This window comes from Streptomyces sp. NPDC002886, from assembly GCF_042888445.1.
In the GTDB taxonomy this organism is placed as follows: Bacteria; Actinomycetota; Actinomycetes; order Streptomycetales; family Streptomycetaceae; genus Streptomyces.
On record NZ_JBIAPV010000013.1, the window covers coordinates 52,392 to 76,309 of the forward strand.

The following is a 23,918-nucleotide window of genomic DNA, read 5'->3' on the forward strand; positions in this document are numbered from 1 at the left end:
CCCCCGCCGGCTGAGACAATGCCGCCATGACGGAGACCACGGTCGGCATCGGCGGCGCGGCGGAGAGCACCGACATGGTGCTCAACATCGGCCCCCAGCACCCTTCCACGCACGGCGTGCTGCGCCTGCGCCTCGTCCTGGACGGCGAGCGCATCGTCAGCGCCGAGCCGGTGGTCGGCTACATGCACCGCGGTGCCGAGAAGCTCTTCGAGGCCCGCGACTACCGGCAGATCGTGATGCTCGCGAACCGCCACGACTGGCTGTCCGCGTTCTCCAACGAGCTGGGCGTCGTCATGGCCGTCGAGCGGATGCTCGGCATGGAGGTGCCCGAGCGGGCCGTGTGGATGCGGACCCTGCTCGCCGAGCTGAACCGGGTCCTGAACCACCTGATGTTCCTCGGCTCGTACCCCCTGGAGCTGGGCGGCATCACCCCGATCTTCCACGCGTTCCGCGAGCGCGAGGAGCTGCAGGCCGTCATGGAGGAGATCTCCGGCGGGCGCATGCACTACATGTTCAACCGCGTCGGCGGCCTCAAGGAGGACCTCCCGGCCGGCTGGCTGGGCCGGGCCCGCGCCGCCATCGCCGACGTCAACACGCGCATGCACGTCTACGACGACCTGGTGCGCGGCAACGAGATCTTCCGCGCCCGCACCCGCGGCGTCGGCGTCCTGTCCGCCGAAGCCGTGCACGCGTACGGGGTCTCCGGCCCGATCGCCCGCGCCTCCGGCGTCGACTTCGACCTGCGCCGCGACGAGCCGTACCTGGCCTACGGCGAGCTCCAGGACGTCCTGAAGGTCGTCACCCGCACCGAGGGCGACTGCCTGGCCCGCTTCGAGGTCCTGCTGGAGCAGACCCACAACGCGCTGGACATCGCGGTCGCCTGCCTGGACCGGATGGCGGAGCTGGCGCCCGGCCCGATCAACCAGCGGCTGCCGAAGGTGCTGAAGGCGCCCGAGGGCGAGACGTACGCGTGGACCGAGAATCCGCTGGGGATCAACGGCTACTACCTGGTCTCCAAGGGCGAGAAGACCCCGTACCGGCTGAAGCTGCGCTCGGCGTCGTACAACAACATCCAGGCCCTGGCGGTCCTGCTCCCCGGGCAGCTGGTCGCGGACATGGTCTCGATCCTGGGCTCCCTGTTCTTCGTCGTCGGCGACATCGACAAGTAATCGCCGAGCAATCGGCGTGCGAGGGGCCGGCCGGGGGCGAGCGGCCGGGCGGAAGCCCGTGTACTGGACGTACTCGGGTTTTCGCCCGGTGCGCCGAGAGCACGTGCCGGGCGTCGCGAGGCAGGCGCTACTTTGCGGACACGCCCTAGGCTGCCCGCATGACCTCCGGCGCATCAGCAAACCCGCAACCGCACTCCGCCATAGTCGCCGCCTACCTGCGGCGGCTCGGCATCGAGGAGCCGGGTGCGCCGTCCGTCGAGGGGCTGTTCGCCCTCCAGCGGGCGCACCTGGAGCGCGTCCCGTACGAGAACGTCGACATCCAGCTCGGCCGCGCCCCCGGCATCGACCCCGAGCTGTCGGCGCGCCGCTTCGCCGCCGGACGCGGGGGCTACTGCTTCCACCTCAACGGGGCCTTCGCGATGCTCCTCGACCACCTCGGCTACGAGGTCACCCGCCATGTGGGCGGCGTGTACGAGGAGTCCCAGTCCGAGGAGGCCCTGCGGGGCGTGAGCGGCGACCACCTGGCACTCACCGTCCGCGTGCCGGGGGCGGCGCCCGACGCGGAGGGCGTCTACTACGTGGACGCCGGGCTCGGAGACGGCCCGCACGAGCCGCTGCCCCTGCGCGAAGGCACCTACCGCCAGGGCGCCTTCACCTACTCCCTGGAGCGGCTGCCCTCGCTGGGCTGGCTCTACCGCCACCCCGGCAGCTCCGCCCCGCTCGTGAACTTCCGTGCGGAGCCCGCCGGGACGGCGGGAGCGGCCGGCTTCGAGGCCGAGCACCTCCGGCTGTCGACCTCCGCGGACTCCGGTTTCGTACGGACCTTCGCGGCCCTGCGCCGCGACGCGGACGGCATCGACGCCCTGCGGGGGCGGGTGCTGAGCCGGACCGACCCCGTGAAGGGGAACGCGAAGCGGGTGCTCGACGGCCCGGAGGAGTTCTACGCCGTGCTGGAGGGCGTCTTCGGCCGCGCGCTCGACGACCTGACCCCGACGGACCGCACGGCCCTGTGGGCCCGGGTGAGCCGGGCCCACGAGAGCTGGGCGGCCGGCCGCGAGGGGTGACCGCGAAGGGGGCCGGCCCGAAGCGGCGGGCCGGGCCGATGTCGTAGCGGCAGGGCAGACTGGGGGGATGTCCCTCTCACCCCGCCGGGCCTGCCCCTCCTGCGGCCGCGACTGCGCCGTCACCGCCGGGCGGATCGCCCGCCACGACCCGCCCGCCGGACGGGGCCGCGGGGACCTCGTCTCCTGCCCCGGCTCCCGCGCCCGCGTGACCCTCGGCGCCAGTGCCCCCACCCTGGACGGCTTCACCCTGTCCCCGCTGCCGGGCCAACTCCCGCTGTTCTAGGCCCGGACGGGGGGGGAAGCACGGGGGGCAGCACCCGTAACAGCCGCCAGGTAGCCGGATGTCGGGGATGTCCGCCGCTCCGTAGCTTCGGAGCATGACGACCCAGCAGAAGCAGAGCAACCGCCTCCGGCTCCGGCGCGGCGCCGCCGCCGTGGTCCTCGCCGCCGTCCTCGGCGGGCTCGCCGCGCCCGTGGCGCTCGCGGCGCCCGCCGCCCCGACGGGGAGTCCCGCGGCCACGGCGTCCGCGCAGAGCGGCCGCGGGCACCTCATCTCCCTCATCCCCCTGGAGCGGCTCGCCCCCGCGGAGGTCACCGCACGCCTGGCCCCGCTCGGCTTCGACGCGTCCACCGTGCGGTACGGCGTCGCCGCCTACCGGCTCACCTACGCCACCGTCGACCCTCAGGGCCGACCGACCACCGCCACCGGCCTGCTGGTCCTCCCGCGAGGGGGCCCGCACCGGCTCGACCTGGTCTCCGACACCCACGGCACGGTCGCCACCCGCGACGACGCCCCCTCGGGAGGCGCGGGCTACAACCGGCTCACGCCCTACCTGCACGCCTCCGCCGGCCGCGCCGTCGCCGCTCCGGACTACCTGGGCCTGGGCGGCGGGCCGGGGGCCCACCCGTACATGGACACCCGGTCCTCGGTCACCGCCTCCGTGGACATGCTGGAAGCCGCCCGAACCGCGGCCGGCCGGCTGGGGCGCCCCGTCACCCGGGACGTCTACGCCACCGGCTTCTCCCAGGGGGGCCAGGTCGCGATGGCCCTGGGCCGCGAACTGTCGCGTCCCGGCAGCGGCTTCCGGCTCCGCGGGCTGGCCCCGATCGCCGGGCCGTACGACCTGGACGGCTCCGAACTGCCCGGCATCACCGACGGCCGGGTCGCCCCGCGCACCGCCGTCTTCTACCTGACGTACTTCCTCACCGCGCAGAACAGGCTGCACCCGCTCTACGCGGACCCGGCCGAGGTGTTCCGCGCACCTTATGCACAGGTTGTGGAAAGCCTGTTCGACGGGAGCCACCAGGTGGAGGACATCGCGGCCGGACTCCCCGCCTCACCGGAGGAACTGCTCACCCCGGCCTGGTACGAGAACATCCGCGCCCCGCACGGAGCCCTGCGCACGGCCCTGAAGGCCAACGACGAGGCCTGCGACTGGAAGCCGGCCGCCCCGGTCCGCCTCTACGGCGGCTCGGGCGACACCGACGTGCCCTTCGCCAACGCCCTCGCCTGTGCGGCCGATCTGGCCCGCCACGGGGTCCGGGCGAAGGTCGTCGACCAGGGGGCGGACGCCGACCACTTCACCTCGGCGATCCGCTCGGCACCCCAGGCGGTCCGCTGGTTCGACTCGCTGCGCTAGAACGCCGGGGCGGAACGGCCTAGGAGCTCGCCGCGCGCAGCTGCACCACGTCGATCGGCTCGGTCTCGTCGTGGGCGGTCAGGTCGATGACCTGGCCCACGGCGCGCTCCTCCGCGGCAGGATCCTTGAACTCCGGCTCGGCCGCCCCGCCCTGAGCGGACTCCGCCTCGTGGACGGCGAGGGCCTCCGCGCCGACGACATCGGCGAGGTCCTCGTTCTGGACGGACTCGATCGCCGCGCGGGCCTGCGCCGCGGTCTTCGCACCGAAGAAGTCGAAACCGCCCTCGACGCGCGAGGTGGGCCGGCGGTGCTCGGCGTACGGGGCCACCGCGGCCGCGAGACGGCGCGCGGGGACGGCCGCCGCCGGGCCGGCGGGCACCGGGCCGGTGAGCGCGGGGCCGGTGAGCGCGGGGCGGGAGTGCGCCTCCAGCGCGGCGGGCTTCGCCGGGGCGGCGGATGCGACGGGCTTCGCCGAACCGGCGGGGGCGGCGGGCTTCGCCGCACCGGCCGAACCGGCGGGTGCGGCCGGGAGGGCCGGAGCCGCGGGGGCCTTGGGGCCCGCCGGGAGGGCGGGAGGGCCGCTCGGGCCCTTGGGTCCGGGTCCGGGCCCGGGCCCGGTGGCCTTGGCCGTCTTGTCGGCCAGCGCCACGAGCGCGGCGTGGGCGCGGGCGAAGCCCACCGAGGTGGCGGCGCCCGCGCTGGTGCGCTCCTCGGTGACCGCCGGAAGTTCCTTGGGAGCGGGGGTGGAAGCCGCCGGGGCCGCGGCCTCGATGGCCAGCAGCCGGCGTCCCTCCAGGGCGCTCGCCCGCTCGGTCTCGGCGGTGGCGTATCGGCGCAGCAGCGAGGCGTGTTCCCCGCGCAGGCCCGCGAGTTCGACCCGCTTGGCGCGCAGTTTGGCGTCGAGCTTGCCGCGCAGCACCCGGGCCTCTTCGAGGTCGGATTCGAGCTCGGCTATCCGCTCGTCCGTGCGCCACTCGTCCTTGACCCGCTCGCGCCCGAGCTCGGTGACCCGGCGGCCCGCCGCCAGGTCCCACGCGCGCATGACGACGGCGCCGGTCAGCCCGGCGGCCGCGGTGAGCGCCACGAGCAGGCGCAGCGCCATCGGTTCCGCGAGCAGCCAGGCGGCGCCTGCGCCGACGACGGACACACCGGCGACGGCGCTCGGCGTGAGCAGCCGGTGAAGAGGTTCGGGATTGCGGTGGCGTCCACGGGGCATGGCCTGAAATTTACAGGGCGTGGACAGGGTGTGGGGTAGCCGCCCGGGAATCTGTTCCCGAGCGGTTACCGCACTCGGCGCACGAAAGGCGCAACTCCTACTTCTTCAGCAGTCCCTTGGACTCCAGGTAGGCCTTGGCGACATCCGCCGGCTTGGCACGCTCGGCGTCGATCTTGCGGTTCAGCTCGACCAGATCGGCGGTGGTGAGCGCCTTGGTGATCTTGTCGAGGGCGGCCGCGATCTCGGGGGCGCCGGCGTCCTTGGCGTTGACCACCGGGAGCACGTTGTCGGCGTTCTGGAGCTTCTTGTCGTCCTCCAGCAGCACCAGGCCGAAGCTGTCGAGGGTGGCGTCCGTGGTGGTGGTCAGGACCAGCTGGTCCGCGCCGTCCTTGACCGCCTGCTTGGCCTGCGGGGTCCCGACGCCCTTGGGGTCGATACCGGACACGTCGATTCCGTACGTGGTCTTCAATCCGGGTGCGCAGAAGGGCCGCACCGCGCATTCGTCACCCGCCGCGATCTTCACCTTCAGACCGGACTTGCCCAGATCGGAAAGGGTCTTGAGATTGTTCTTCGTGGCGAATTCCTTGCTCACCGCGAAGGCGTTCTGGTCGACCGCCGAGCCCGCCGGCAGCGCCTTCAGCCCCAGCGGGCCCGCCAGCTTCTCCAGGGCCGCCACCGTCGCCGTCACGTCGCTCGACGCGACCGGCTTCTCCGTCGGCGCCTTGGCACCGTTCACCTTGGCGTTGAGGAACTCCGCGAGGGTCGCCGCGTACTCCGGGACGACGTCGATCTCGCCCTTCTCCAGCGAGGGTTCGTACAGCTCGCGGTTGCTGACCGTGGTGATCGACGTGTCGTAGCCGGCGTCCTTGAGGACCTGCGCGTACAGCTCGGCCAGCACGTTGGACTCGGTGAAGCCGGCGGCGCCGATCACCAGCTTGCCGCCCTTGCCGCCCTCGGAGGACCCGGAGGCGGCGGCGGAGGAGCCACCGTCCTTGGTCTTCTCCAGGCTGTCGCCGCCGCACGCGGCGAGCGATGCGGTCAGGGCGACCGCGCCCAGGGCCGCGCCGAGGGCGCGCGTGGACTTGCTCATCTCAATCTCCTTCAAGGGGTGGGGCAACAAGGGACGGGCCGACGTGCCGGGGCCCGCTCAGCGGGCGGTCGCGCGGGCGGGCGCGCCCGGCAGCAGCCGGTCGGCCGCCACCAGCGCGCCCTCCACCAGCAGCGCCAGCGCGGCGACCAGCAGGGCGCCCGCGACGACCTGCGGGGTGTTGTACGTGTTGAAGCCGGCGGTGATGATCCGGCCGAGGCCGCCCTGGCCGACCATGGCGGCGATGGTGGCCGTGGCGATGACCTGGACGGCGCCCGAGCGCAGCCCCGTCATCACCAGCCCGCGGGCGAGCGGCAGTTCCACGCGCCAGAAGAGCTGGCGGCCGGACATGCCCATGCCCCGCGCGGCCTCCACGACCGAGCGGTCGACCTCGCGCATGCCGACGTAGGCGTTGGTCAGGAGCGGCGGGACGGCGAACAGGACCAGCGCGGCGATGGTGGGCACGTACCCGGCGCTGCGCAGCGGGGAGACCATGAACAGCGCCAGCACCGCGAAGACCGGGACGGCCCGCCCGATGTTGGAGACGTTGATCGCGAGGCCGCCGCCCTTGCCGAGGTGCCCCAGCCACAGCCCGACCGGGAGGGCCAGCGCGCAGGCCAGGGCCAAGGCGACACCGCTGACGTACACGTGCTCGCCGAGCCGGTGCCAGACTCCGCTCTCCCCGGACCAGTTGGCCCCGTCGGCCAGCCAGTCCCAGGCCTGTCCCAGTACGCCCATCAGACGACTCCCGCCTTCACGTCGGCGGCCCGTCCGGCCGATCCAGCCGGTCCGGCCGGTCCGCCCCGCTTGGCGCGCGGCGCCTTCGTCGCCCGCGTCCAGGGCGTGAGCAGCCGCTGGAGGCCGAGCAGCGCCAGGTCCGCGACCAGGGCGAGGAGCACGCACAGCACCGATGCGGTGAGCACCTGGGCCTTGAAGGAGCTGTTCACGGCGGGTGCGATGAGGTTGCCGAGGCCGCCCTTGCCCACGATGGAGCCGACCGTGGTCAGCGCGACCGTGGAGACGGTCGCGATCCGTACGCCGGCCAGCAGGGCGGGCAGCGCCAGCGGCAGTTCGACCTGCCACAGCAGCCGGCCCGGGCCGTACCCCATCCCGCGCGCGGCCTCCCGTACGTCCTCGGGCACGGCTTCGAGGCCGGCCAGCACGTTGCGCACGAGGATGGTCAGCGAATACAGCACCAGACCGGTCACCACCAGCGCCGCCGAGAGCCCGAACACCGGCAGCAGCAGGGAGAACATGGCGAGCGACGGGACCGTGTAGAGCAGCGTGGTGATGCCGAGGACGGGGGCCGCCCAGTGGCGGCCGCGGCGGGCCAGCAGGGCGAGCGGGACGGACACGGCGATGCCGATGAGCACCGACACGGCCGTGATCCACACGTGTTCGAGGGTGGCGTCGGTGAGCTCCTGGGAGCGGGAGGTGACGTACTCCCAGCAGATCCAGTCGTTCGCCACCAGGCAGCTCTGCCCGGCCATCGCTCCTCGCCCCCCGTCGCCGATCGTACGTAGGAGCGACCATAACCCCCGGCACCGACAATGGCCGGAATCCTTCGCACGCGGGCAACACGCCCTTCACAAATGGACCCCGCGGGTAGGGAAAGATGGGCGGGTGATCCGATTCGAGCAAGTGACCAAGCGCTACCCCGACGGGACCACGGCCGTCGCGGACCTGTCCTTCGAGGTCGCCGAGGGCGAACTGGTCACCCTGGTGGGCCCGTCCGGCTGCGGCAAGACGACCACCATGAAAATGGTCAACCGGCTCATCGAGCCGACCTCCGGCCGGATCCTGCTGAACGGCGAGGACATCGCGCAGGCCGACCCGGTCGAACTGCGCCGGCGCATCGGCTACGTCATCCAGCAGGTCGGGCTGTTCCCGCACAAGACGGTGCTGGAGAACACGGCCACCGTGCCGCAGCTCATCGGCACCCCGAAGGCCAAGGCCCGCGCACGGGCCGCGGAACTCCTCGACCTGGTCGGGCTGGATCCGGCCGTCTACGGCGGCCGCTACCCGGAGCAGCTCTCCGGCGGGCAGCGCCAGCGCGTCGGCGTGGCCCGGGCGCTCGCCGCGGACCCGCCGGTGCTGCTGATGGACGAGCCGTTCGGCGCGGTGGACCCGGTGGTGCGCGAGCGGCTCCAGAACGAGTTCCTCACCCTCCAGAAGACCGTGCGCAAGACGATCCTGCTGGTCACGCACGACCTGGAGGAGGCGGTCCGGCTCGGGGACCGCATCGCGGTCTACGGAGCGGGCACCATCGAGCAGTTCGCCCGCCCGGCCGAGGTGCTGGGCGCCCCGGCGACCGACTACGTGGCCGGCTTCGTCGGCTCCGACCGGGGGCTGAAGCGGCTGGCCGTCACGGCGGTGGCCCAGGCCGACCTGGCCGAGGTCTCCCCCGCCGACGGAAAGGCCCCCACCGCCGGAGTGGCGCTGGGGGCCAGTCTGCGCGAGGCGCTCGCGCTGCTGCTCCAGGAGGACTCGGGGCGGATCGGGGTCACGGATCCCGACTCCGGCGCGCTGATCGGCGTACTCACCCCGGAGGGGGTGCACCGGGCCCTGCGCCGGGCCCGGCTGCAGGAGGCCTGAACCCCGGGCCGGTGCCCGCCGTCGTCCTCGCTACGCCTGGATCCGGGTGCTCATCCACACCAGCATCGGCGGGATCTCGCGGCGCCAGGTGTTGAAGTTGTGGCCGCCGCTGTCGAGGATGATCGAGGAGACCCGGTCCGGGCCCTTGACCAGCTTGATGAACTTCTTCGTGCCGGCGAGGTTCGGCTCGCCCTTCTCGCTGCTGGTGACCAGGAACGACGTACCGGTCGGCTGCTTGGCCTTGAGGGACTCCAGCACGTTCGCTCGGGCCTTCAGCTTGGCGTCCCCGTGGAAGAGGTCACCGGTCGTCGGGTCGTCCGCGGCCTCGTAGTACGCGGACAGCCCCGCGGCGGCGCCGAAGGTCTGCGGGTAGTGCGCGGTCATCTTCAGGGCGCAGTAACCACCCGTGGAGTTGCCGATGAAGCCCATGTTCGCGGGCTTCTTGCCGACCCGGAAGGTGTTCTGGATGGCCTGCGGAAGGTCCTGGCCGTAGAAGGTCTCGGTCTGCGGGCCACCGGGTATGTCCACGCACTCGGTGTCGCGCGCTCCCGGCGTCGGGCGCATCATGACCATGATCATCGGCTTCATCTTGCCCGCCTTGGACAGGCTGAAGGCCTTCATCGGGTAGTCGAGCCCTTTGATCAGGTTCTCCGCCATGCCCGGGTAGCCCGTGAGGACGATGGAGGCCGGGAAGTTGCGGTCCTTGTACTGCGGCTGGAAGTACTCCGGCGGCAGCCACACGTATCCGGGGCTCGTTATCTTCGACTTCTGGCCCGTCACGGACACCTTCAGGATCTGGCCGCCGACCGGAGGCTTGGCACCGCCGGGCACGTCGAGGTGCTGCTTGTCGACCACCTTGATGTCGTCGCTGCTCATCGAGTGGTCGACGACCTTGCCGATCGACGTCTCCTGGCCGAAGAGGTCGGCCCAGGAGCCGTAGAAGAGGAACGACTTGTTCGCCGCGAGACCGATCGCCGCGAACATCGCCAGCTGCGTCGCCAGCAGCAGGCCGATCCGGCCGACGACCGAACGCCAGGAGCGGCCCGAGAGCTTCGGCCAGAACCACACCGTGGCCGCGAACAGCAGCACACCGGCAAGGATGGCCAGCGCCAGAACCGTATTACTGGTGAGACCCATGAGCAGTCAGTCGACTTTCTATGGCAGGACTAGTTTTTTCTCGACGGAAGAGTGAACCCGCTCCCCTTCGATGTCGTCCTAGGGGACGCACCACCCAACGAAAGGCCCAGCGGCCTTCGGCCACATGATCTCTCGCAGAGCAACGGGAAGCGATGTCTAGCAGGATAGATGGCGATAAGTCGGGACAGGTTCCGAAGCCTGTCAGCCGAATCCTCCGAGGCCCACGACCGGAGTCCGTCCCCGGAGTCGTGGGAACCGCCGTTACGGTCGTCGGCCTGCTGGACATCGCCGCGGGGGTCTTCCCGCGCTTCCGGCACAGCCGCATCCACGCGGTCACCGAGGTGCTGCCCGGCTCCTTCGGCCCCTTCGCCGCCGCCCTGGCCCTCAGCGCCGGCGTCCTGCTCCTGCTGCTCGCCCACGGGCTCAAGCGCCGCAAGCGCCGCGCCTGGCGGGCCGCCGTGGTGCTGCTGCCGGCGGGTGCCGTCGCGCAGTTCACGTACCGCCACTCGATCATCGGCGTGGTCATCGCGGCGGTGCTCCTGGCACTCCTGCTGCGCCATCAGAGTGAATTCAAGGCACTGCCCGACCCGCGCAGCCGATGGAAGGCGCTCGCCAACTTCGTGCTGATGAGCGCGGGCTCCATCGGCCTCGGCCTGGTCATCGTCAACTCGCACCCCGGCCGCGTCGTAGGCAATCCGGGTGTTTATGAACAGATCAGCCACGTCGTCTACGGGCTCTTCGGCTTCGAGGGCCCCGTCGACTACGCCGGCCGGGTGTCCTGGACCGTCGGCTACTCGCTGGGCGCGCTCGGCATGCTCACCGCCGTCACCACCATCTACCTGGCCTTCCGCCCCGAGCACCCGGCCGCCCGGCTCACCGCCGACGACGAGGTCAAGCTCCGCGAGCTGCTCGCCAAGCACGGCGGCCGCGACTCCCTGGGCCACTTCGCGCTCCGCCGCGACAAGGCCGTCGTCTTCTCCCCCAGCGGCAAGGCCGCCGTCACCTACCGCGTGGTCTCCGGCGTGATGCTCGCCTCCGGCGACCCCGTCGGCGACGTCGAGGCCTGGCCCGGCGCCATCGAACGGTTCATGGAGGAGGCCAAGACCCACTCCTGGACCCCGGCCGTCATGGGCTGCAGCGAGACCGGCGGCGAGGTCTGGACCCGCGAGACCGGCCTCGACGCCCTGGAACTCGGAGACGAGGCGATCGTCGACGTCAAGGACTTCTCCCTCTCCGGCCGGGCGATGCGCAACGTCCGGCAGATGGTCAAGCGCATCGAACGCAACGGCTACACCACCCGGGTCCGCCGGGTCAGCGAGCTGACCGAGGCCGAGCTGGAGCGGGTCCGCGGCGCCGCCGAGGCCTGGCGCGGCACCGACACCGAACGCGGCTTCTCCATGGCGCTCGGCCGCGTCGGCGACCCCGGCGACGGCGACTGCTACATCGCCACCGCGCACCGCGTCGAGGAGGGCGACACCTCCCCCTTCGGCGACCTCAAAGCCGTCCTGCACTTCGTCCCCTGGGGCGCCGACGGCATGTCGCTGGAGCTGATGCGCCGCGACCGCGCCGCCGACCCCGGCATGAACGAGCTGCTGATCGTCGCCTCCCTGGAGGCCGCCCCCGCGCTCGGCATCGAGAAGGTCTCCCTGAACTTCGCGATGTTCCGCTCGGCCCTGGCCCGCGGCGAGAAGATCGGCGCCGGCCCGTTCCTGCGGATGTGGCGCAGCCTCCTGGTGTTCCTCTCGCGCTGGTTCCAGATCGAGTCGCTGTACAAGTTCAACGCGAAGTTCCGCCCCCGCTGGGAGCCCCGCTTCGTGGTCTTCCGCACCACCCGGGACCTGCCCCGCATCGGCTTCGCCGCGATGCAGGCCGAGGGCTTCGTCACGCTGGCCCTGCCCCGCCTGTTCGCCGGCCGCCGCCGCCCCAAGCCGGTCCGCACCTGCGCCCACCACCAGGTACCGGCCCCGGCCGCCGTCCCCACCCAGACGGAACACAAGGTCCGGGCCGCCTGAGCCGCCCGGCCACCCAGGGCGGGGCCCGGGGCCCGGGCCCTACCCTGGGAACCATGAACACGAACAGCGGCCCCGCCCCCAGGGGCCTGGTGACAGGCCTCCCCGACTGGGACCGCTGCGCGGTCATGGGCGTCGTCAACGTCACGCCCGACTCCTTCTCCGACGGCGGCCGCTGGTTCGACACCACCGCCGCCGTCAAGCGCGGCCTCGACCTCGTCGCCCAGGGCGCCGACCTCGTGGACGTGGGCGGCGAGTCCACCCGCCCCGGCGCCTCGCGCGTCGACGAGGAGGAGGAACTGCGCCGGGTCGTCCCCGTCGTCCGCGGCCTCGCCTCCGAAGGGATCGTCGTCTCCGTCGACACCATGCGCGCCTCCGTCGCCGCCCGGGCCGTCGCCGCCGGCGCCACCCTGGTCAACGACGTCAGCGGCGGCCTCGCCGACCCGGGCATGATCCCGGCCGTCGCCGCCGCCGAGGTGCCCTTCGTCGTCATGCACTGGCGCGGCTTCAGCGACGGCATGAACAGCCTCGCCGTCTACGAGGACGTCCTCGCCGAGGTCACCGCGGAACTGCGCACCCGCATCGACGCCGTCGTCACCGGCGGCATCGCCCCCGAACGGCTCCTGGTCGACCCGGGCCTGGGATTCGCCAAGAACGCCGAGCACGACCTCGCCCTGGTCGCGCACCTCTCCGAGCTGCGCGCCCTCGGTTTCCCGCTGCTGGTGGCCGCCTCGCGGAAGCGTTTCCTCGGCCGGGTGCTGGCCGGCGCCGACGGCGCCTCCCCGCCACCCGCCCGCGAACGCGACGCCGCCACCGCCGCCGTCTCCGCCCTCGCCGCCTCCCGGGGCGCCTTCGCCGTACGGGTCCACGAGGTACGGGCGAGCGCCGACGCGGTTCGGGTGGCCCGCGCCGTGGAAGGGGCACTGGGTACGACCCGGAGCAACGAGGAAGGGGCACGGTGAGCCGTACCGACATCGAATCCGTCGAAGAGGTCAACACGGCCTTCTACGAGGCCATGGAGCGGGGGGACTTCGACTCGCTGTCGGCGCTCTGGCTCGAAGACGAGATCTCCTGCGTGCACCCGGGCTGGCCCGTGCTGTCGGGACGCGGCGAAGTGCTGCGCTCCTACGCGCTGATCATGTCGCACACCGAGTACATCCAGTTCTTCCTCACCGACACCAAGGTCACCGTCATCGGCGACACCGCGCTGGTGACCTGCACCGAGAACATCCTCAGCGGCGGACCCGCCGAGGACGGCGGAGAACTGGGCCCGCTCGTCGGCCAGCTCGTCGTCGCCACGAATGTGTTCCGACGCACACCGGAGGGCTGGCGGCTGTGGTCGCACCACGGATCTCCCGTCCTCACGGACTCCGACGAGGACGACGAGGAGGAGCCCTCCTAGCCGCTCAGTCGGGGGGCTGGCGGGGTCCGAGGTATTTCGCAGGTAAATTCGAAGATGGACGACGCCGACCGCACTCGGCTTAGGCCATGGATCCGGGGAGTCCCGGACCGGAAGCACCTACGAAAAGCAGGAGTGATTCGCGTGGATCGTGTCGCGCTGCGCGGCCTCAAGGCTCGCGGGCACCATGGCGTCTTCCCCCGGGAACGCGAGGAAGGCCAGACCTTCATCGTCGACCTGGTGCTCCACCTGGACACCCGTCCCGCGGCGGCCGGCGACGACCTGGCTAAGACCGTGCACTACGGGGTAGTCGCGGAGGAAGTCGTCGACGTGGTCCAGGGCGAGCCCGTGGACCTGATCGAGACCCTCGCCGAGCGGATCGCCCAGCAGTGCCTCAAGCACGAGGCGGTCGCCCAGGTGGAGGTCGTCGTCCACAAACCGGACGCGCCGATCACCGTCCCCTTCGACGACGTGACCATCACGATCACCCGGAGCCGCGCGTGAACAACGGAATGAACGCCCAGAGCGACCCCACCGTCCAGCCGGTACCCGCCTCCGTGGTCGAAGCCGTGGACGCGGCGGACGTGACCCTGTCCAACCCCAAGTGGGCCGTCGTCGCGCTCGGCGCGAACCTGGGCAACCGTCTGGAGACCCTCCAGGGCGCCATCGACGCCCTCGGCGACACTCCGGGCCTGCGGGTCAAGGCCGTCTCCCCCGTCTACGAGACGGAGCCGTGGGGCGTGGAGGCGGGCTCGCAGCCCTCGTACCTCAACGCCGTCATCGCGGTGAAGACCACCCTGCCCCCCAGCTCGCTGCTGGAGCGCGGCCACGCCATCGAGGAGGCCTTCGACCGCGTCCGCGAGGAGCGCTGGGGGCCCCGCACGATCGACGTCGACATCATCACCTACGCCGACGAGGTCTCCGCCGACCCCGTCCTCACCCTCCCGCACCCGCGCGCCCACCAGCGCGCCTTCGTGCTGGCCCCCTGGAACGACATCGACCCCGAAGCGCAGATCCCGGGCCACGGGCCCGTCTCCGCGCTCCTGGCGGCCGTCGGCCCCGCCGGGCTCACCCGGCGCGAGGACCTGGAACTGCGCCTCCCCGAGTGAGCCGCGCCCGCGGGGCGGGGCCGTCGCACCCTTAGGATCACGGGATACGCACGCACGGAGAGCGGGCGCTGGGGATTGGCGGGAGAGGCGCACGTGAAGCAACTGAGGCCGGCGGTCCTGGCGGGCATTTTCGCGATCGCCGCGGTGCTGTCCTGGGCCGGAGCCCGGCTGTGGAACGCGTACGGCACGCTCCCCGGCGTCCCGGTGGCCGCCCCGATCGTCCTCGGCGCCATCGCGGTGGTCCTGCTCGCGACGGCCCTGTCGCTGCGCTCCCGCCTGAAGGCCCAGCGCGAGCGCGTGCCCGGCGCCAAGGGCGTGGAACCGCTGATGGCGGCCCGCGCCGTGGTCTTCGGCCAGGCCAGCGCCCTGGTGGCGGCCCTGGTCGCGGGCGCCTACGGCGGCGTGGGCGTCTTCCTCCTCACCACCGCGATGGACGTCCCCGCCCGCCGCGACCAGACCTGGTACGCCGGCTTCTCGGTCCTGGCGGGCGCGGCGGTCGTAGCGGCGGCCCTCTTCCTGGAACACGTCCTCAAACTCCCGGACGACGAGGACCCGGCCCCCCAGGCCCCGGCCCGCGCCTAGGCCGGGCAGGCCGCGCCCACCACTCCGTAGGCGCGGCCGTCGAGGTCGAACTCCCCGAGCGGGATCATGCCCAGCCCGTCGACGTGCACCGTCCACGAGGTCCGGTTCGTCATCTCAATGAAGGCCACCATCACCTCGGCCCGCCCCGCGGCGGCCTCCAGCGCGGTGGTGAACAGCCCCCGGGCGATCCCCCGGCCCCGGTACGCGGCGCCGACCACGACGGGCCCGTAGAGCAGCCAGCGCACGGCCCCGAGCGGCCGCCCGCGCCACAGAAGCGAGTCCTGGGCCCGGAGCAGCGCCCGCACGGGCGGCGGCGGCCCCGGCATGCTCTCGGCCCGCACGAGCCCGAGCAGCCCGGCGATCTCCCCACCGTCGTCCGCGACGAGCAGCCCCCCGCCCTCGGCCATCACCCGCAGCTCATCGACGCCGAGGGCCCCCTGCACGAACCCCTGCCGGGCCCGCTCCCGCTCACTCAGCGCGTCATGGTGGTTGGCGGCGAACAACCCGGCCATAGCCGGCGCGTCCGCTGCTTCGGCAAGCCTGTAGAGCATGATCCCGATGCTGCCACGCCCCCGCTGTCACGGCACTCCGAGAGCGCCCGGCCCTCGCGAGGGGGCTGACGGGGCGCCTAGCGGGCCATGATGAGGCTCATCGCCTCATTGCGGGTCGCGGGGTCGCGGAGCTGGCCGCGTACGGCCGAGGTGATGGTCTTCGCGCCGGGCTTGCGGACCCCGCGCATGGTCATGCACATGTGCTCGCACTCGATGACCACGATGACCCCGCGCGGGTCCAGGATCTCCATGACCGACTCGGCGATCTGGGTGGTCAGCCGCTCCTGCACCTGCGGGCGGCGGGCGAAGACGTCCACGAGGCGGGCGAGCTTCGACAGTCCGGTGATCTTGCCGTCGACGGACGGGATGTAACCGACGTGCGCCACGCCGTGGAACGGCACCAGATGGTGCTCACAGGTACTCATGACCTCGATGTCCTTCACCAGGACCATCTCGTCGTGGCCGAGGTCGAACGTCGTCGTCAGGACGTCTTCGGGCTTCTGGTAGAGGCCGGCGAATATCTCCTTGTACGCCCGTGCAACCCGCCCCGGAGTCGCCAGGAGCCCCTCGCGGTCCGGGTCCTCGCCGACCGCGATCAGGAGCTCGCGGACGGCCGCCTCGGCGCGCTTCTCGTCGAACTCGCCGATCGTGCCCTCGCCACCGGTCAGGGTCACTGGGTCGGTCATCTCTTCCTCGTTCCTGTCTGTGCAGCGCGGGCATGTGAAAGTGCCGCGCCCCCCAGGCTAGAACCTGGGGGGCGCGGCATCCATTCCGGGAGGTACTAGACCTCCGGACGCTCCTCCGGGGAGGGCTCCGGGGCCTTCTCCACCGACACCGCGGGCGAGGCCGCCGACGTGCCGTTCGCCGCGTTCGTCAGCTGGAGCTCCTTGGGAGAGAGCACCGGCGGACGGGTGGACGGCGTGCGGTGGGAGGAGCCGGTCCACGCCGGGCGGGCCGGGCGCTTCACGATCGTCGAGAAGACCTCGGCGATCTGCTCCTTGTTGAGCGTCTCCTTCTCCAGGAGGGCGAGGACCAGGTTGTCGAGGACGTCGCGGTTCTCGACCAGGATCTCCCAGGCCTCGTTGTGCGCGGTCTCGATGAGCTTCTTGACCTCTTCGTCGACCAGCGCGGCAACCTCCTCCGAGTAGTCCCTCGGGTGCGACATCTCGCGGCCCAGGAACGGCTCGGTGTTGTCCCCGCCGAACTTGATCGCGCCGAGGCGCTCGGTCATGCCGTACTGCGTGACCATCGCGCGGGCCGTTGCCGTGGCCTTCTCGATGTCGTTCGCGGCACCCGTGGTCGGGTCGTGGAAGACCAGTTCCTCGGCCGCGCGCCCGCCCAGCATGTACGCCAGCTGGTCGAGCATCTCGTTGCGCGTGGTCGAGTACTTGTCCTCGTCGGGCAGGACCATGGTGTAACCCAGGGCCCGGCCGCGGGACAGGATCGTGATCTTGTGGACCGGGTCGGAGTTCGGGGAAGCCGCCGCGACCAGGGCGTGTCCGCCCTCGTGGTACGCGGTGATCTTCTTTTCCCGGTCCGACATGATCCGGGTCCGCTTCTGCGGGCCCGCCACGACGCGGTCGATCGCCTCGTCCAGCGCGTGGTTGTCGATCAGCTTCCCGTCCGAGCGGGCCGTGAGCAGCGCGGCCTCGTTCAGCACGTTGGCGAGATCGGCACCCGTGAAGCCGGGCGTACGACGGGCCACCGCACCCAGGTCGACGTCCGGGGCGACCGGCTTGCCCTTCTGGTGGACCTTGAGGATCTCCAGACGGCCCTGCATGTCCGGACGGTCGACCGCGATCTGGCGGTCGAAGCGGCCGGGGCGCAGGAGGGCCGGGTCGAGGATGTCGGGACGGTTCGTGGCGGCGATCAGGATGACCCCGCCCTTCACGTCGAAGCCGTCCATCTCGACGAGCAGCTGGTTGAGGGTCTGCTCGCGCTCGTCGTGACCGCCGCCGAGGCCCGCACCGCGGTGCCGGCCGACGGCGTCGATCTCGTCGACGAAGACGATCGCCGGGGCGTTGGCCTTGGCCTGTTCGAACAGGTCACGGACACGCGAGGCACCGACACCGACGAACATCTCGACGAAGTCGGAACCGGAGATCGAGTAGAAGGGGACACCGGCCTCGCCCGCGACGGCACGCGCGAGCAGGGTCTTTCCGGTGCCGGGCGGGCCGTAGAGCAGCACGCCCTTGGGGATCTTGGCGCCGACGGCCTGGAACTTCGCCGGCTCCTGGAGGAACTCCTTGATCTCGTGGAGCTCCTCGACGGCCTCGTCGGAGCCCGCGACATCGGCGAACGTCGTCTTCGGGGTGTCCTTGGTGATGAGCTTGGCCTTGGACTTCCCGAAGTTCATGACTCGGGAGCCGCCGCCCTGCATCTGGTTCATCAGGAACAGGAAGACCACGACGATGAGGACGAACGGCAGCAGCGAGAGCAGCACGCTCAGGAACGGGCTGGTCTTGTCCGGCGTGACGGAGTATCCGTCAGGGATCTGACCGGCTTCGTACTTGGTCTGGAGGTTCTGGGCGAGCTGTACGCCCTGGTCCCCGATGTAGTTGGCCTGGAACTTGGTGCCGTCGTTGTCGCCGAGCTTCTGGTCCTTCTTCAGCTCGATCTTGATCATCTGGCTGTCACCGGTGGTGAGCTTGGCGCTGTCCACCTGGCCACTGTTGATCGCCTTGATGACCTCGCTGGTCTCCACCGACTTGTAGCCGCCGCCGGAGCCGACGACGTTCATCAACACGACCACGGCGAGGACGGCCAGCACGATCCACATAACCGGCCCACGGAAGTATCGCTTCACGTCCATCCATACGGGGCGCTAGGCACCCCGTCCCTCCTGCCCGTAGGTAAATGCTGCTGTGAGTAAAGACTGTTCTTCGGAATGTACCCCTGCATTGTCACCCGCGGCCTCATGGGACGGCTGACAGACCCGCCTTTCCATGCTCCAACGGCGGGAAACGCTCCAGGGTTCCCCTGTCGGGCGCTGGATCAGCCGCCGTAGACGTGGGGAGCGAGGGTGCCGACGAACGGCAGGTTGCGGTACTTCTCGGCGTAGTCGAGGCCGTAGCCGACGACGAACTCGTTCGGGATGTCGAAGCCGACCCACTTCACGTCGATCGCGACCTTGGCGGCGTCGGGCTTGCGCAGCAGCGTGACGACCTCCAGGGAGGCCGGCTGGCGGGAGCCGAGGTTCGACAGCAGCCACGACAGGGTCAGGCCCGAGTCGATGATGTCCTCGACGATCAGGACGTGCTTGTCCTTGATGTCGGTGTCCAGGTCCTTCAGGATCCGGACCACGCCCGAGGACTGGGTTCCGGCGCCGTACGAGGACACCGCCATCCAGTCCATGGTGAGCGGGGTGGACAAGGCACGCGCCAGGTCCGCCATCACCATCACCGCGCCCTTGAGGACGCCGACGATGAGCAGGTCCTTGCCCGCGTACTCCGCGTCGATCTTCGCGGCCAGCTCGGCCAGCTTCGCGTCGATCTCTTCCTTGGTGATGAGCACCGACTGGAGGTCGCTGCCCATGTCCTTCTCGTCCACCCGCATCACTTTCGTTGTCGGCTGGGGCTCCGGGGGTGACCCCGGAGGTCTCAGCCGTGCCTCAGCACCAATCAGCCCTGCCGGATGACCAGTCTGCCACCCTGCCGCTGGGCCTCGACCCGGCCGGGCAGGTTGATGGCTCCCTGACCGCGCCATCCGGTGATGAGCCGGTCGACTTCCTCGATGTGGCGGGCGAAGAGGGAGCCCGCGGGGGAACCGGCGGCGACGACCGCCCGGCGCAGCACGCGGCGGCGGACGGCGGGGGGCAGCGCGTACAGCTTGGCGCACTCCAGGCGGCCGTCTTCGTCGCGTACGCCGCTCTCGGCCTCGGCGGCCCAGGCGTCCAGGGCGTCGGCGTCGTCGCGGGAGAGCTGGGCGGTGCGGGCGAGCGCCTCCACGACTCCCTTGCCGAGCGCCTTCTCCAGGGCGGGCAGTCCCTCGTGGCGGAGCCGGGAGCGGGTGTAGGCGGGGTCGATGTTGTGCGGGTCGTCCCAGACGGCGAGGGACTGGACCATGCAGGCCTTGCGGGCGGTCTGCCGGTCCACCTGGAGGAACGGCCGGCGGTAGCGGTGGCTGCGGCCGCCGCGCGCGCCGGGGTCTCCGGGGCCTCCGGAGACTTCGGCCATGCCGGAGAGCGAGCGAATGCCGGAGCCGCGGGCGAGGCCCAGCAGGACGGTTTCGGCTTGGTCGTCGCGGGTGTGGCCGAGCAGCACGGCGACGGCGCCCAGCCGGTCGGCGGCCTCGTCCAGGGCGGCGTAGCGGGCGTCGCGGGCGGCGGCTTCGGGGCCTCCGTCGCGGCCGACGCGCACGGCGACGGACTCGACGGGGTCGAGGCACAGCGCGGTCATGCGGGAGACGACCTCGGCGGCGCGCAGGGCGGAGCCGTCCTGGAGGCCGTGGTCGACGGTGATGCCGCCGGCCCGGATTCCGAGTTTGGGGGCCTCGAAGGCGAGGGCGGAGGCGAGCGCCATGGAGTCGGCGCCGCCGGAGCAGGCGACGAGGACCAGCGGGGCGGTGTCGGGGAGGGGGTCGTGGGGGGCGGCACCGGCCGAGGAGCCGACCGTGCGGCCGGGGCGGCCGACCCGGGGTGCGGGGGTGGGAGCGGGACGGTCGGTGAGGTCGGTGAGGACGTCGTGGAGTGCGCGGCGGACCGCCAGGCGTATCGCCGCGACCGCAGGATGGGGACCCATGTCCGGTGCCCTTCGGTGGAGTTCGGTGCCTCGGAGGCGCTGGGGAGGCGTTCGGGGAGGTGGTGTGCCAGGGTGCTGCCCGGCTCCCCCCGCGGGCGGGGGTTGTCACTCAGAGTGCGTCGATGGTGACAGAACCGAGCCGTTCTCTGAGCATCGCACGCCCTTCCACGCCCCACGGTCCCTCGGACGGGTGACGCTGCTTCCCCCAGAGGGACATCTTTACGCCTCTGTGGTCACACCTCTTCGCTTGCCTCGCTCTGCTCGCTCCCCTTGCGGTGGACGCGGGCCACCCAGTCCGCGGGCCTGGCGATCTCGGACTTGGTCGGCAGTGTGTTCGGGGAGGTCCAGACCCGGTTGAAGCCGTCCATGCCGACCTGGCCGACGACGGCGCGCACGAAACGCTCCCCGTCGCGGTACTGGCGCAGCTTGGCGTCGAGGCCGAGGAGCTTGCGCAGGGCGGCGTCGAGCCGGCCGGCTCCGCTGGCCCTGCGCTGCTGGAACTTCTCGCGGATCTCGGCGACCGAGGGCACGACCTCGGGGCCGACCCCGTCCATGACGAAGTCGGCGTGGCCCTCCAGGAGGGACATGACGGCGGTGAGCCGGGCCAGCACCTCGCGCTGCTCGGGGGTCTGGACGAGTTCGACGAGGGAGCGGCCCTCGTCTCCGTTCTCCGCGTCGGGGCGGGCCCCGGCGAAGGACTGGGCGGCCTCGCGCAGTCGCTCCAGCACGGTCATCGGGTCCACTTCGGTGGCGCCGAGGAACGTCTGGATTTCGCCCTCCAGGTGTTCGCGGAGCCACGGGACGGCCGTGAACTGGGTACGGTGCGTCTCCTCGTGCAGGCAGACCCAGAGCCGGAAGTCGTGGGGGTCCACCTCCAGCTCCCGCTCGACGTGGACGATGTTCGGGGCGACGAGCAGCAGCCGGCCGCCCGTGGCGGAGGCCGGGAGGTCGAGGCCCGCGGGCGCGAAGGTCTCGTACTGGCCGAGCACGCGGGAGGCCAGGAAGCTGAGCAGCATGCCCAGCTCGACGCCGGTGACCTTGCCGCCGACCGCGCCGAGGACGGCGCCGCCGGGGGTGCCCGCGCGGCGGTCCTGCATCTTGCCGAGGAGGGGGGACAGGAGCTCGCGGAAGCCCGCCACGTTGGCCTTGACCCAGCCGGCCCGGTCCACGACGAGGACGGGCGTGTCGGCCGGGGTCATGCCTTCGGGCATCATCCGCGTGAACTCGCGTACGTGCCGTTCGGAGGTCTTGGCGTGCCTGCGCAGCTCCGCGACGACGGCCCGTGCCTCGTCCCGGCTCACCTCCGGACCGGGCCGCACGAGCCTGGTCGCGGTCGCCACCGCGAGGTTCCAGTCGACCATCTCCGCACCACCGAAGCTCGTCATGCGTCAACCGTACGTGGACCTCGGCGCGGGCGGGATCCCCAGGAGCCGGGCGGGTTCCCCGGACCGCCCTAGGAAACGGTGGCCACGGCCGCCGCGAGCTTGTCGAGGCCCTTCTCGGCGGGGCCGGCGTCCGGGGTGTCGGCGGTGAGGAACGCGAAGGCGAGCAGTCGCCCGGTGGAGTCGACGACGGTGCCGGCGAGGGTGTTCACACCGGTCAGGGTGCCGGTCTTGGCGCGCAGCAGGCCGGCGGCCGGTGAGGTGCCGGAGTTGCGTGCGCGCAGGGTTCCGGTGAATCCGGCGACGGGCAGTCCGGTGAGGACGGGCCGCAGTTCGGGCCGCTGCGGGTCTGCGGCCTTGGCGAGGAGGGCGGTGAGCAGGCCGGCGCTGACCTTGTCCGCGCGGTTGAGCCCGCTGCCGTCGGCGAAGCGGGATCCGGCGGTGTCGACTCCGAGCGCGGCGAGTCTGGCGCCGACGGCCCGGCCCACGCCGTCGAAGCTGGCGGGGGCTCCGGAGGCGAGGGCGGTCTGGCGGGCCAGGGCTTCGGCGATGTCGTTGTCGCTGTAGGTCAGCATCCGCTCGACGAGCCCGGCGAGCGGCGGCGAGAGGGTGGCGGCGAGCGGGACGGCGCCCGTGGCGGCCTTGGCCCTGGCGGGTTCGCCGGTGACCTTGACCCCGCGTTCCCCGAGCAGGGCGGCGAAGGCCCGGGCGGTGTCGCGGGAGGGGTCCGTGCTGCGCTTGACGGGGCCGGAGAAGGAGGCGTCGGTGCGCCCTTCGTCGGCGGTCAGGGCCGTGACGGGCGCGAGGTTGGGGTTGGCGCCGATCGGGTGGAGGACGGGGCCGGTGTAGAGCGAGTCGTCGTAGCCGAGGGTCACGGAGGTGGTGCCGGCGGCCTTGAGGGCCTGGGCGGTGTCCGCGGCGAGGGCGACGAGGCTGCCGCCGGAGCCGGCCGGGGCCTTCTTCTTGGCGGTGAGCGAGGGGTCTCCACCGCCGACCAGGACGATCCGGCCGGGTCCGGCGCCCGGGGTCACGGTGGTGCGGATCCGGTGGTCGGGGCCGAGGGCCGCGAGGGAGGCCGCCGCGGTGGCGATCTTGACGGTGGAGGCGGGGGTCATGGCGTCCCGGGCCCCGTCCTCGAAGAGGACCTTCCCGGTGGCGGTGTCGATCACGCAGGCGCCGTGGGCGGTTCCGAGGGCGGGGTCGGCGAGCAGCGGCCGCAGGGCCGCGGCGAGGGCGCCGCGGTCCACGGCTCCGGCCTGGTTTCCGGAGGCGTCACCGGAGCCGTCGCCGGACCCCGCTCCGGCCGGGCGGACGCCCGCGAGCACGCCGGGGGCGCTGGGGGCCGTCTTCGGGAGGGCCGCGGCGGGGCCCGTACCGTGATCTGCGCCACCCGTACGGCCCCAGGAGGCGGCCCTGTCCCGCTCGGCCTTACGCTGGCCGGAGTCCCAGGGACCCGCGGCGGCCACCGTCGCGGCCGACAGGGCGAGGCCGGCGACGGCCGACACCGCGATGAGCTGCCAGGTCCTGACCAATGGCACCTCGGACCAGCCCCTTTCGCGATCACACATATGCGTGAGGGACACTTAACCATTGCGTCTTGCCGCGAGCATGGCACCCCACCCGGCAGGGCCGGGTCGGCCACGCACGCGGCTGAGTCGGCGCAGTCCCGAGCAATCAAGCTGCTGAAGCTGATCATGGAGGAGCAGGACGTGGAGTTCGACGTCACCATCGAGATCCCCAAGGGTTCGCGGAACAAGTACGAGGTGGACCACGAGACCGGCCGGATCCGTCTGGACCGTCGCCTCTTCACCTCGACCAGCTACCCGGCCGACTACGGCTTCGTCGAGAACACCCTCGGCGAGGACGGCGACCCGCTGGACGCACTGGTCATCCTTGACGAGCCGACCTTCCCGGGCTGCCTGATCAAGTGCCGCGCGATCGGCATGTTCAACATGACGGACGAGGCGGGCGGCGACGCCAAGCTGCTGTGCGTGCCGGCGTCCGACCCGCGTGTGGAGCACCTGCGCGACATCCACCACGTGTCCGAGTTCGACCGCCTGGAGATCCAGCACTTCTTCGAGGTCTACAAGGACCTGGAGCCGGGCAAGTCGGTCGAGGGCGCGAACTGGGTCGGCCGCGTCGAGGCCGAGGCCGAGATCGAGGCCTCGTACAAGCGTCTCGAGGCCCAGGGCGGCCAGCACTGAGCTCCGCTCGGTGACGGAGCGGGCCTGACGCCCCT

At 71.9% G+C, this 23,918-nt stretch carries 24 protein-coding genes; 12 read left to right on the plus strand and 12 right to left on the minus strand.

Features of this window, described 5'->3' with window-relative positions:
- Positions 1–26: 26 nt before the first annotated feature.
- From ACFYYB_RS36850 to ACFYYB_RS36865, 4 genes are all read left to right on the plus strand, one after another.
- Positions 27–1,169 carry an NADH-quinone oxidoreductase subunit D gene (locus ACFYYB_RS36850; RefSeq protein WP_250754463.1) on the plus strand — a complete coding sequence of 381 codons (1,143 nt, stop codon included), beginning with the start codon at positions 27–29 and terminating at the stop codon, positions 1,167–1,169.
- Positions 1,170–1,327: 158 nt separating this feature from the next.
- Positions 1,328–2,233: an arylamine N-acetyltransferase gene (locus ACFYYB_RS36855; RefSeq protein WP_389441946.1), complete on the plus strand. Its 906-nt coding sequence runs from the start codon at positions 1,328–1,330 to the stop codon at positions 2,231–2,233.
- A 67-nt stretch (positions 2,234–2,300) separates the two neighbouring features.
- The gene (locus tag ACFYYB_RS36860; RefSeq protein WP_266956188.1) at positions 2,301–2,516 is read left to right on the plus strand and encodes a hypothetical protein; all 216 of its coding nucleotides are present in this window, start codon (positions 2,301–2,303) and stop codon (positions 2,514–2,516) included.
- 94 nt (positions 2,517–2,610) lie between these two features.
- Positions 2,611–3,873, plus strand: coding sequence for an alpha/beta hydrolase family protein (locus ACFYYB_RS36865; protein WP_389441948.1), 1,263 nt, complete (start codon positions 2,611–2,613; stop codon positions 3,871–3,873).
- A 19-nt stretch (positions 3,874–3,892) separates the two neighbouring features.
- Here ACFYYB_RS36865 and ACFYYB_RS36870 read toward each other — a convergent pair whose 3' ends face one another.
- The 4 genes from ACFYYB_RS36870 to ACFYYB_RS36885 form a co-directional block, all read right to left on the minus strand.
- On the minus strand, positions 3,893–5,089 hold the full coding sequence (locus ACFYYB_RS36870; RefSeq protein WP_389441950.1) for a hypothetical protein: 1,197 nt from the start codon (positions 5,087–5,089) through the stop codon (positions 3,893–3,895).
- A 97-nt stretch (positions 5,090–5,186) separates the two neighbouring features.
- On the minus strand, positions 5,187–6,179 hold the full coding sequence (locus ACFYYB_RS36875; RefSeq protein WP_389441952.1) for an ABC transporter substrate-binding protein: 993 nt from the start codon (positions 6,177–6,179) through the stop codon (positions 5,187–5,189).
- Between the two features lie 57 nt (positions 6,180–6,236).
- Positions 6,237–6,914 carry an ABC transporter permease gene (locus tag ACFYYB_RS36880; protein ID WP_389441954.1) on the minus strand — a complete coding sequence of 226 codons (678 nt, stop codon included), beginning with the start codon at positions 6,912–6,914 and terminating at the stop codon, positions 6,237–6,239.
- Positions 6,914–7,666 carry an ABC transporter permease gene (locus ACFYYB_RS36885; RefSeq protein WP_389441956.1) on the minus strand — a complete coding sequence of 251 codons (753 nt, stop codon included), beginning with the start codon at positions 7,664–7,666 and terminating at the stop codon, positions 6,914–6,916. The genes ACFYYB_RS36880 and ACFYYB_RS36885 overlap by 1 nt, the downstream gene beginning before the upstream one ends.
- A gap of 133 nt (positions 7,667–7,799) precedes the next feature.
- On the opposite strand from ACFYYB_RS36885, the gene ACFYYB_RS36890 reads away from it, so the two are divergent.
- Positions 7,800–8,771: an ABC transporter ATP-binding protein gene (locus tag ACFYYB_RS36890; protein WP_389441959.1), complete on the plus strand. Its 972-nt coding sequence runs from the start codon at positions 7,800–7,802 to the stop codon at positions 8,769–8,771.
- A gap of 30 nt (positions 8,772–8,801) precedes the next feature.
- Here the strand turns inward: ACFYYB_RS36890 and ACFYYB_RS36895 are convergent, their stop codons facing one another.
- Entirely contained in the window at positions 8,802–9,908 is a 1,107-nt protein-coding gene (locus ACFYYB_RS36895; RefSeq protein WP_389441962.1) for an alpha/beta hydrolase-fold protein, read from the minus strand.
- Positions 9,909–10,060: 152 nt separating this feature from the next.
- Here ACFYYB_RS36895 and ACFYYB_RS36900 point away from each other — a divergent pair, with 152 nt between their 5' ends.
- The 6 genes from ACFYYB_RS36900 to ACFYYB_RS36925 all read left to right on the plus strand — a co-directional run bounded on the left by ACFYYB_RS36900 (position 10,061) and on the right by ACFYYB_RS36925 (position 15,007).
- Complete coding sequence (locus ACFYYB_RS36900) at positions 10,061–11,920, plus strand: phosphatidylglycerol lysyltransferase domain-containing protein (protein ID WP_389441965.1); 1,860 nt, start codon at positions 10,061–10,063, stop codon at positions 11,918–11,920.
- A gap of 53 nt (positions 11,921–11,973) precedes the next feature.
- Complete coding sequence (gene folP / locus ACFYYB_RS36905) at positions 11,974–12,879, plus strand: dihydropteroate synthase (RefSeq protein ID WP_389441967.1); 906 nt, start codon at positions 11,974–11,976, stop codon at positions 12,877–12,879.
- Positions 12,876–13,319, plus strand: a complete 444-nt coding sequence (locus tag ACFYYB_RS36910) for a nuclear transport factor 2 family protein (protein WP_327305308.1) — start codon at positions 12,876–12,878, stop codon at positions 13,317–13,319. Before folP ends, ACFYYB_RS36910 begins: the two co-directional genes overlap by 4 nt.
- Positions 13,320–13,460: 141 nt before the next feature.
- A complete protein-coding gene (gene folB, locus ACFYYB_RS36915) occupies positions 13,461–13,820 on the plus strand; it encodes a dihydroneopterin aldolase (RefSeq protein ID WP_030010912.1) in 360 nt (119 codons plus the stop codon).
- 8 nt (positions 13,821–13,828) lie between these two features.
- On the plus strand, positions 13,829–14,425 hold the full coding sequence (gene folK, locus ACFYYB_RS36920; RefSeq protein ID WP_389442347.1) for a 2-amino-4-hydroxy-6-hydroxymethyldihydropteridine diphosphokinase: 597 nt from the start codon (positions 13,829–13,831) through the stop codon (positions 14,423–14,425).
- 93 nt (positions 14,426–14,518) lie between these two features.
- On the plus strand, positions 14,519–15,007 hold the full coding sequence (locus ACFYYB_RS36925; protein ID WP_389441970.1) for a DUF3180 domain-containing protein: 489 nt from the start codon (positions 14,519–14,521) through the stop codon (positions 15,005–15,007).
- Here the strand turns inward: ACFYYB_RS36925 and ACFYYB_RS36930 are convergent.
- The 7 genes from ACFYYB_RS36930 to dacB all read right to left on the minus strand — a co-directional run bounded on the left by ACFYYB_RS36930 (position 15,004) and on the right by dacB (position 23,217).
- Positions 15,004–15,558 carry a GNAT family N-acetyltransferase gene (locus ACFYYB_RS36930; protein WP_389441972.1) on the minus strand — a complete coding sequence of 185 codons (555 nt, stop codon included), beginning with the start codon at positions 15,556–15,558 and terminating at the stop codon, positions 15,004–15,006. The genes ACFYYB_RS36925 and ACFYYB_RS36930 overlap by 4 nt on opposite strands.
- Before the next feature lie 77 nt (positions 15,559–15,635).
- The gene (gene folE / locus ACFYYB_RS36935; protein WP_112449909.1) at positions 15,636–16,244 is read right to left on the minus strand and encodes a GTP cyclohydrolase I FolE; all 609 of its coding nucleotides are present in this window, start codon (positions 16,242–16,244) and stop codon (positions 15,636–15,638) included.
- 95 nt (positions 16,245–16,339) lie between these two features.
- On the minus strand, positions 16,340–18,370 hold the full coding sequence (gene ftsH, locus ACFYYB_RS36940) for an ATP-dependent zinc metalloprotease FtsH (protein ID WP_389441975.1): 2,031 nt from the start codon (positions 18,368–18,370) through the stop codon (positions 16,340–16,342).
- Between the two features lie 182 nt (positions 18,371–18,552).
- Positions 18,553–19,113, minus strand: a complete 561-nt coding sequence (gene hpt, locus ACFYYB_RS36945; protein ID WP_030158549.1) for a hypoxanthine phosphoribosyltransferase — start codon at positions 19,111–19,113, stop codon at positions 18,553–18,555.
- A 65-nt stretch (positions 19,114–19,178) separates the two neighbouring features.
- Complete coding sequence (gene tilS, locus ACFYYB_RS36950) at positions 19,179–20,297, minus strand: tRNA lysidine(34) synthetase TilS (RefSeq protein WP_389441977.1); 1,119 nt, start codon at positions 20,295–20,297, stop codon at positions 19,179–19,181.
- A gap of 233 nt (positions 20,298–20,530) precedes the next feature.
- Positions 20,531–21,682, minus strand: a complete 1,152-nt coding sequence (locus ACFYYB_RS36955; protein ID WP_389441979.1) for a zinc-dependent metalloprotease — start codon at positions 21,680–21,682, stop codon at positions 20,531–20,533.
- A gap of 68 nt (positions 21,683–21,750) precedes the next feature.
- Entirely contained in the window at positions 21,751–23,217 is a 1,467-nt protein-coding gene (dacB, locus tag ACFYYB_RS36960; protein ID WP_389441981.1) for a D-alanyl-D-alanine carboxypeptidase/D-alanyl-D-alanine-endopeptidase, read from the minus strand.
- 171 nt (positions 23,218–23,388) lie between these two features.
- On the opposite strand from dacB, the gene ACFYYB_RS36965 reads away from it, so the two are divergent.
- On the plus strand, positions 23,389–23,883 hold the full coding sequence (locus ACFYYB_RS36965) for an inorganic diphosphatase (protein WP_266912864.1): 495 nt from the start codon (positions 23,389–23,391) through the stop codon (positions 23,881–23,883).
- Positions 23,884–23,918: the final 35 nt, after the last annotated feature.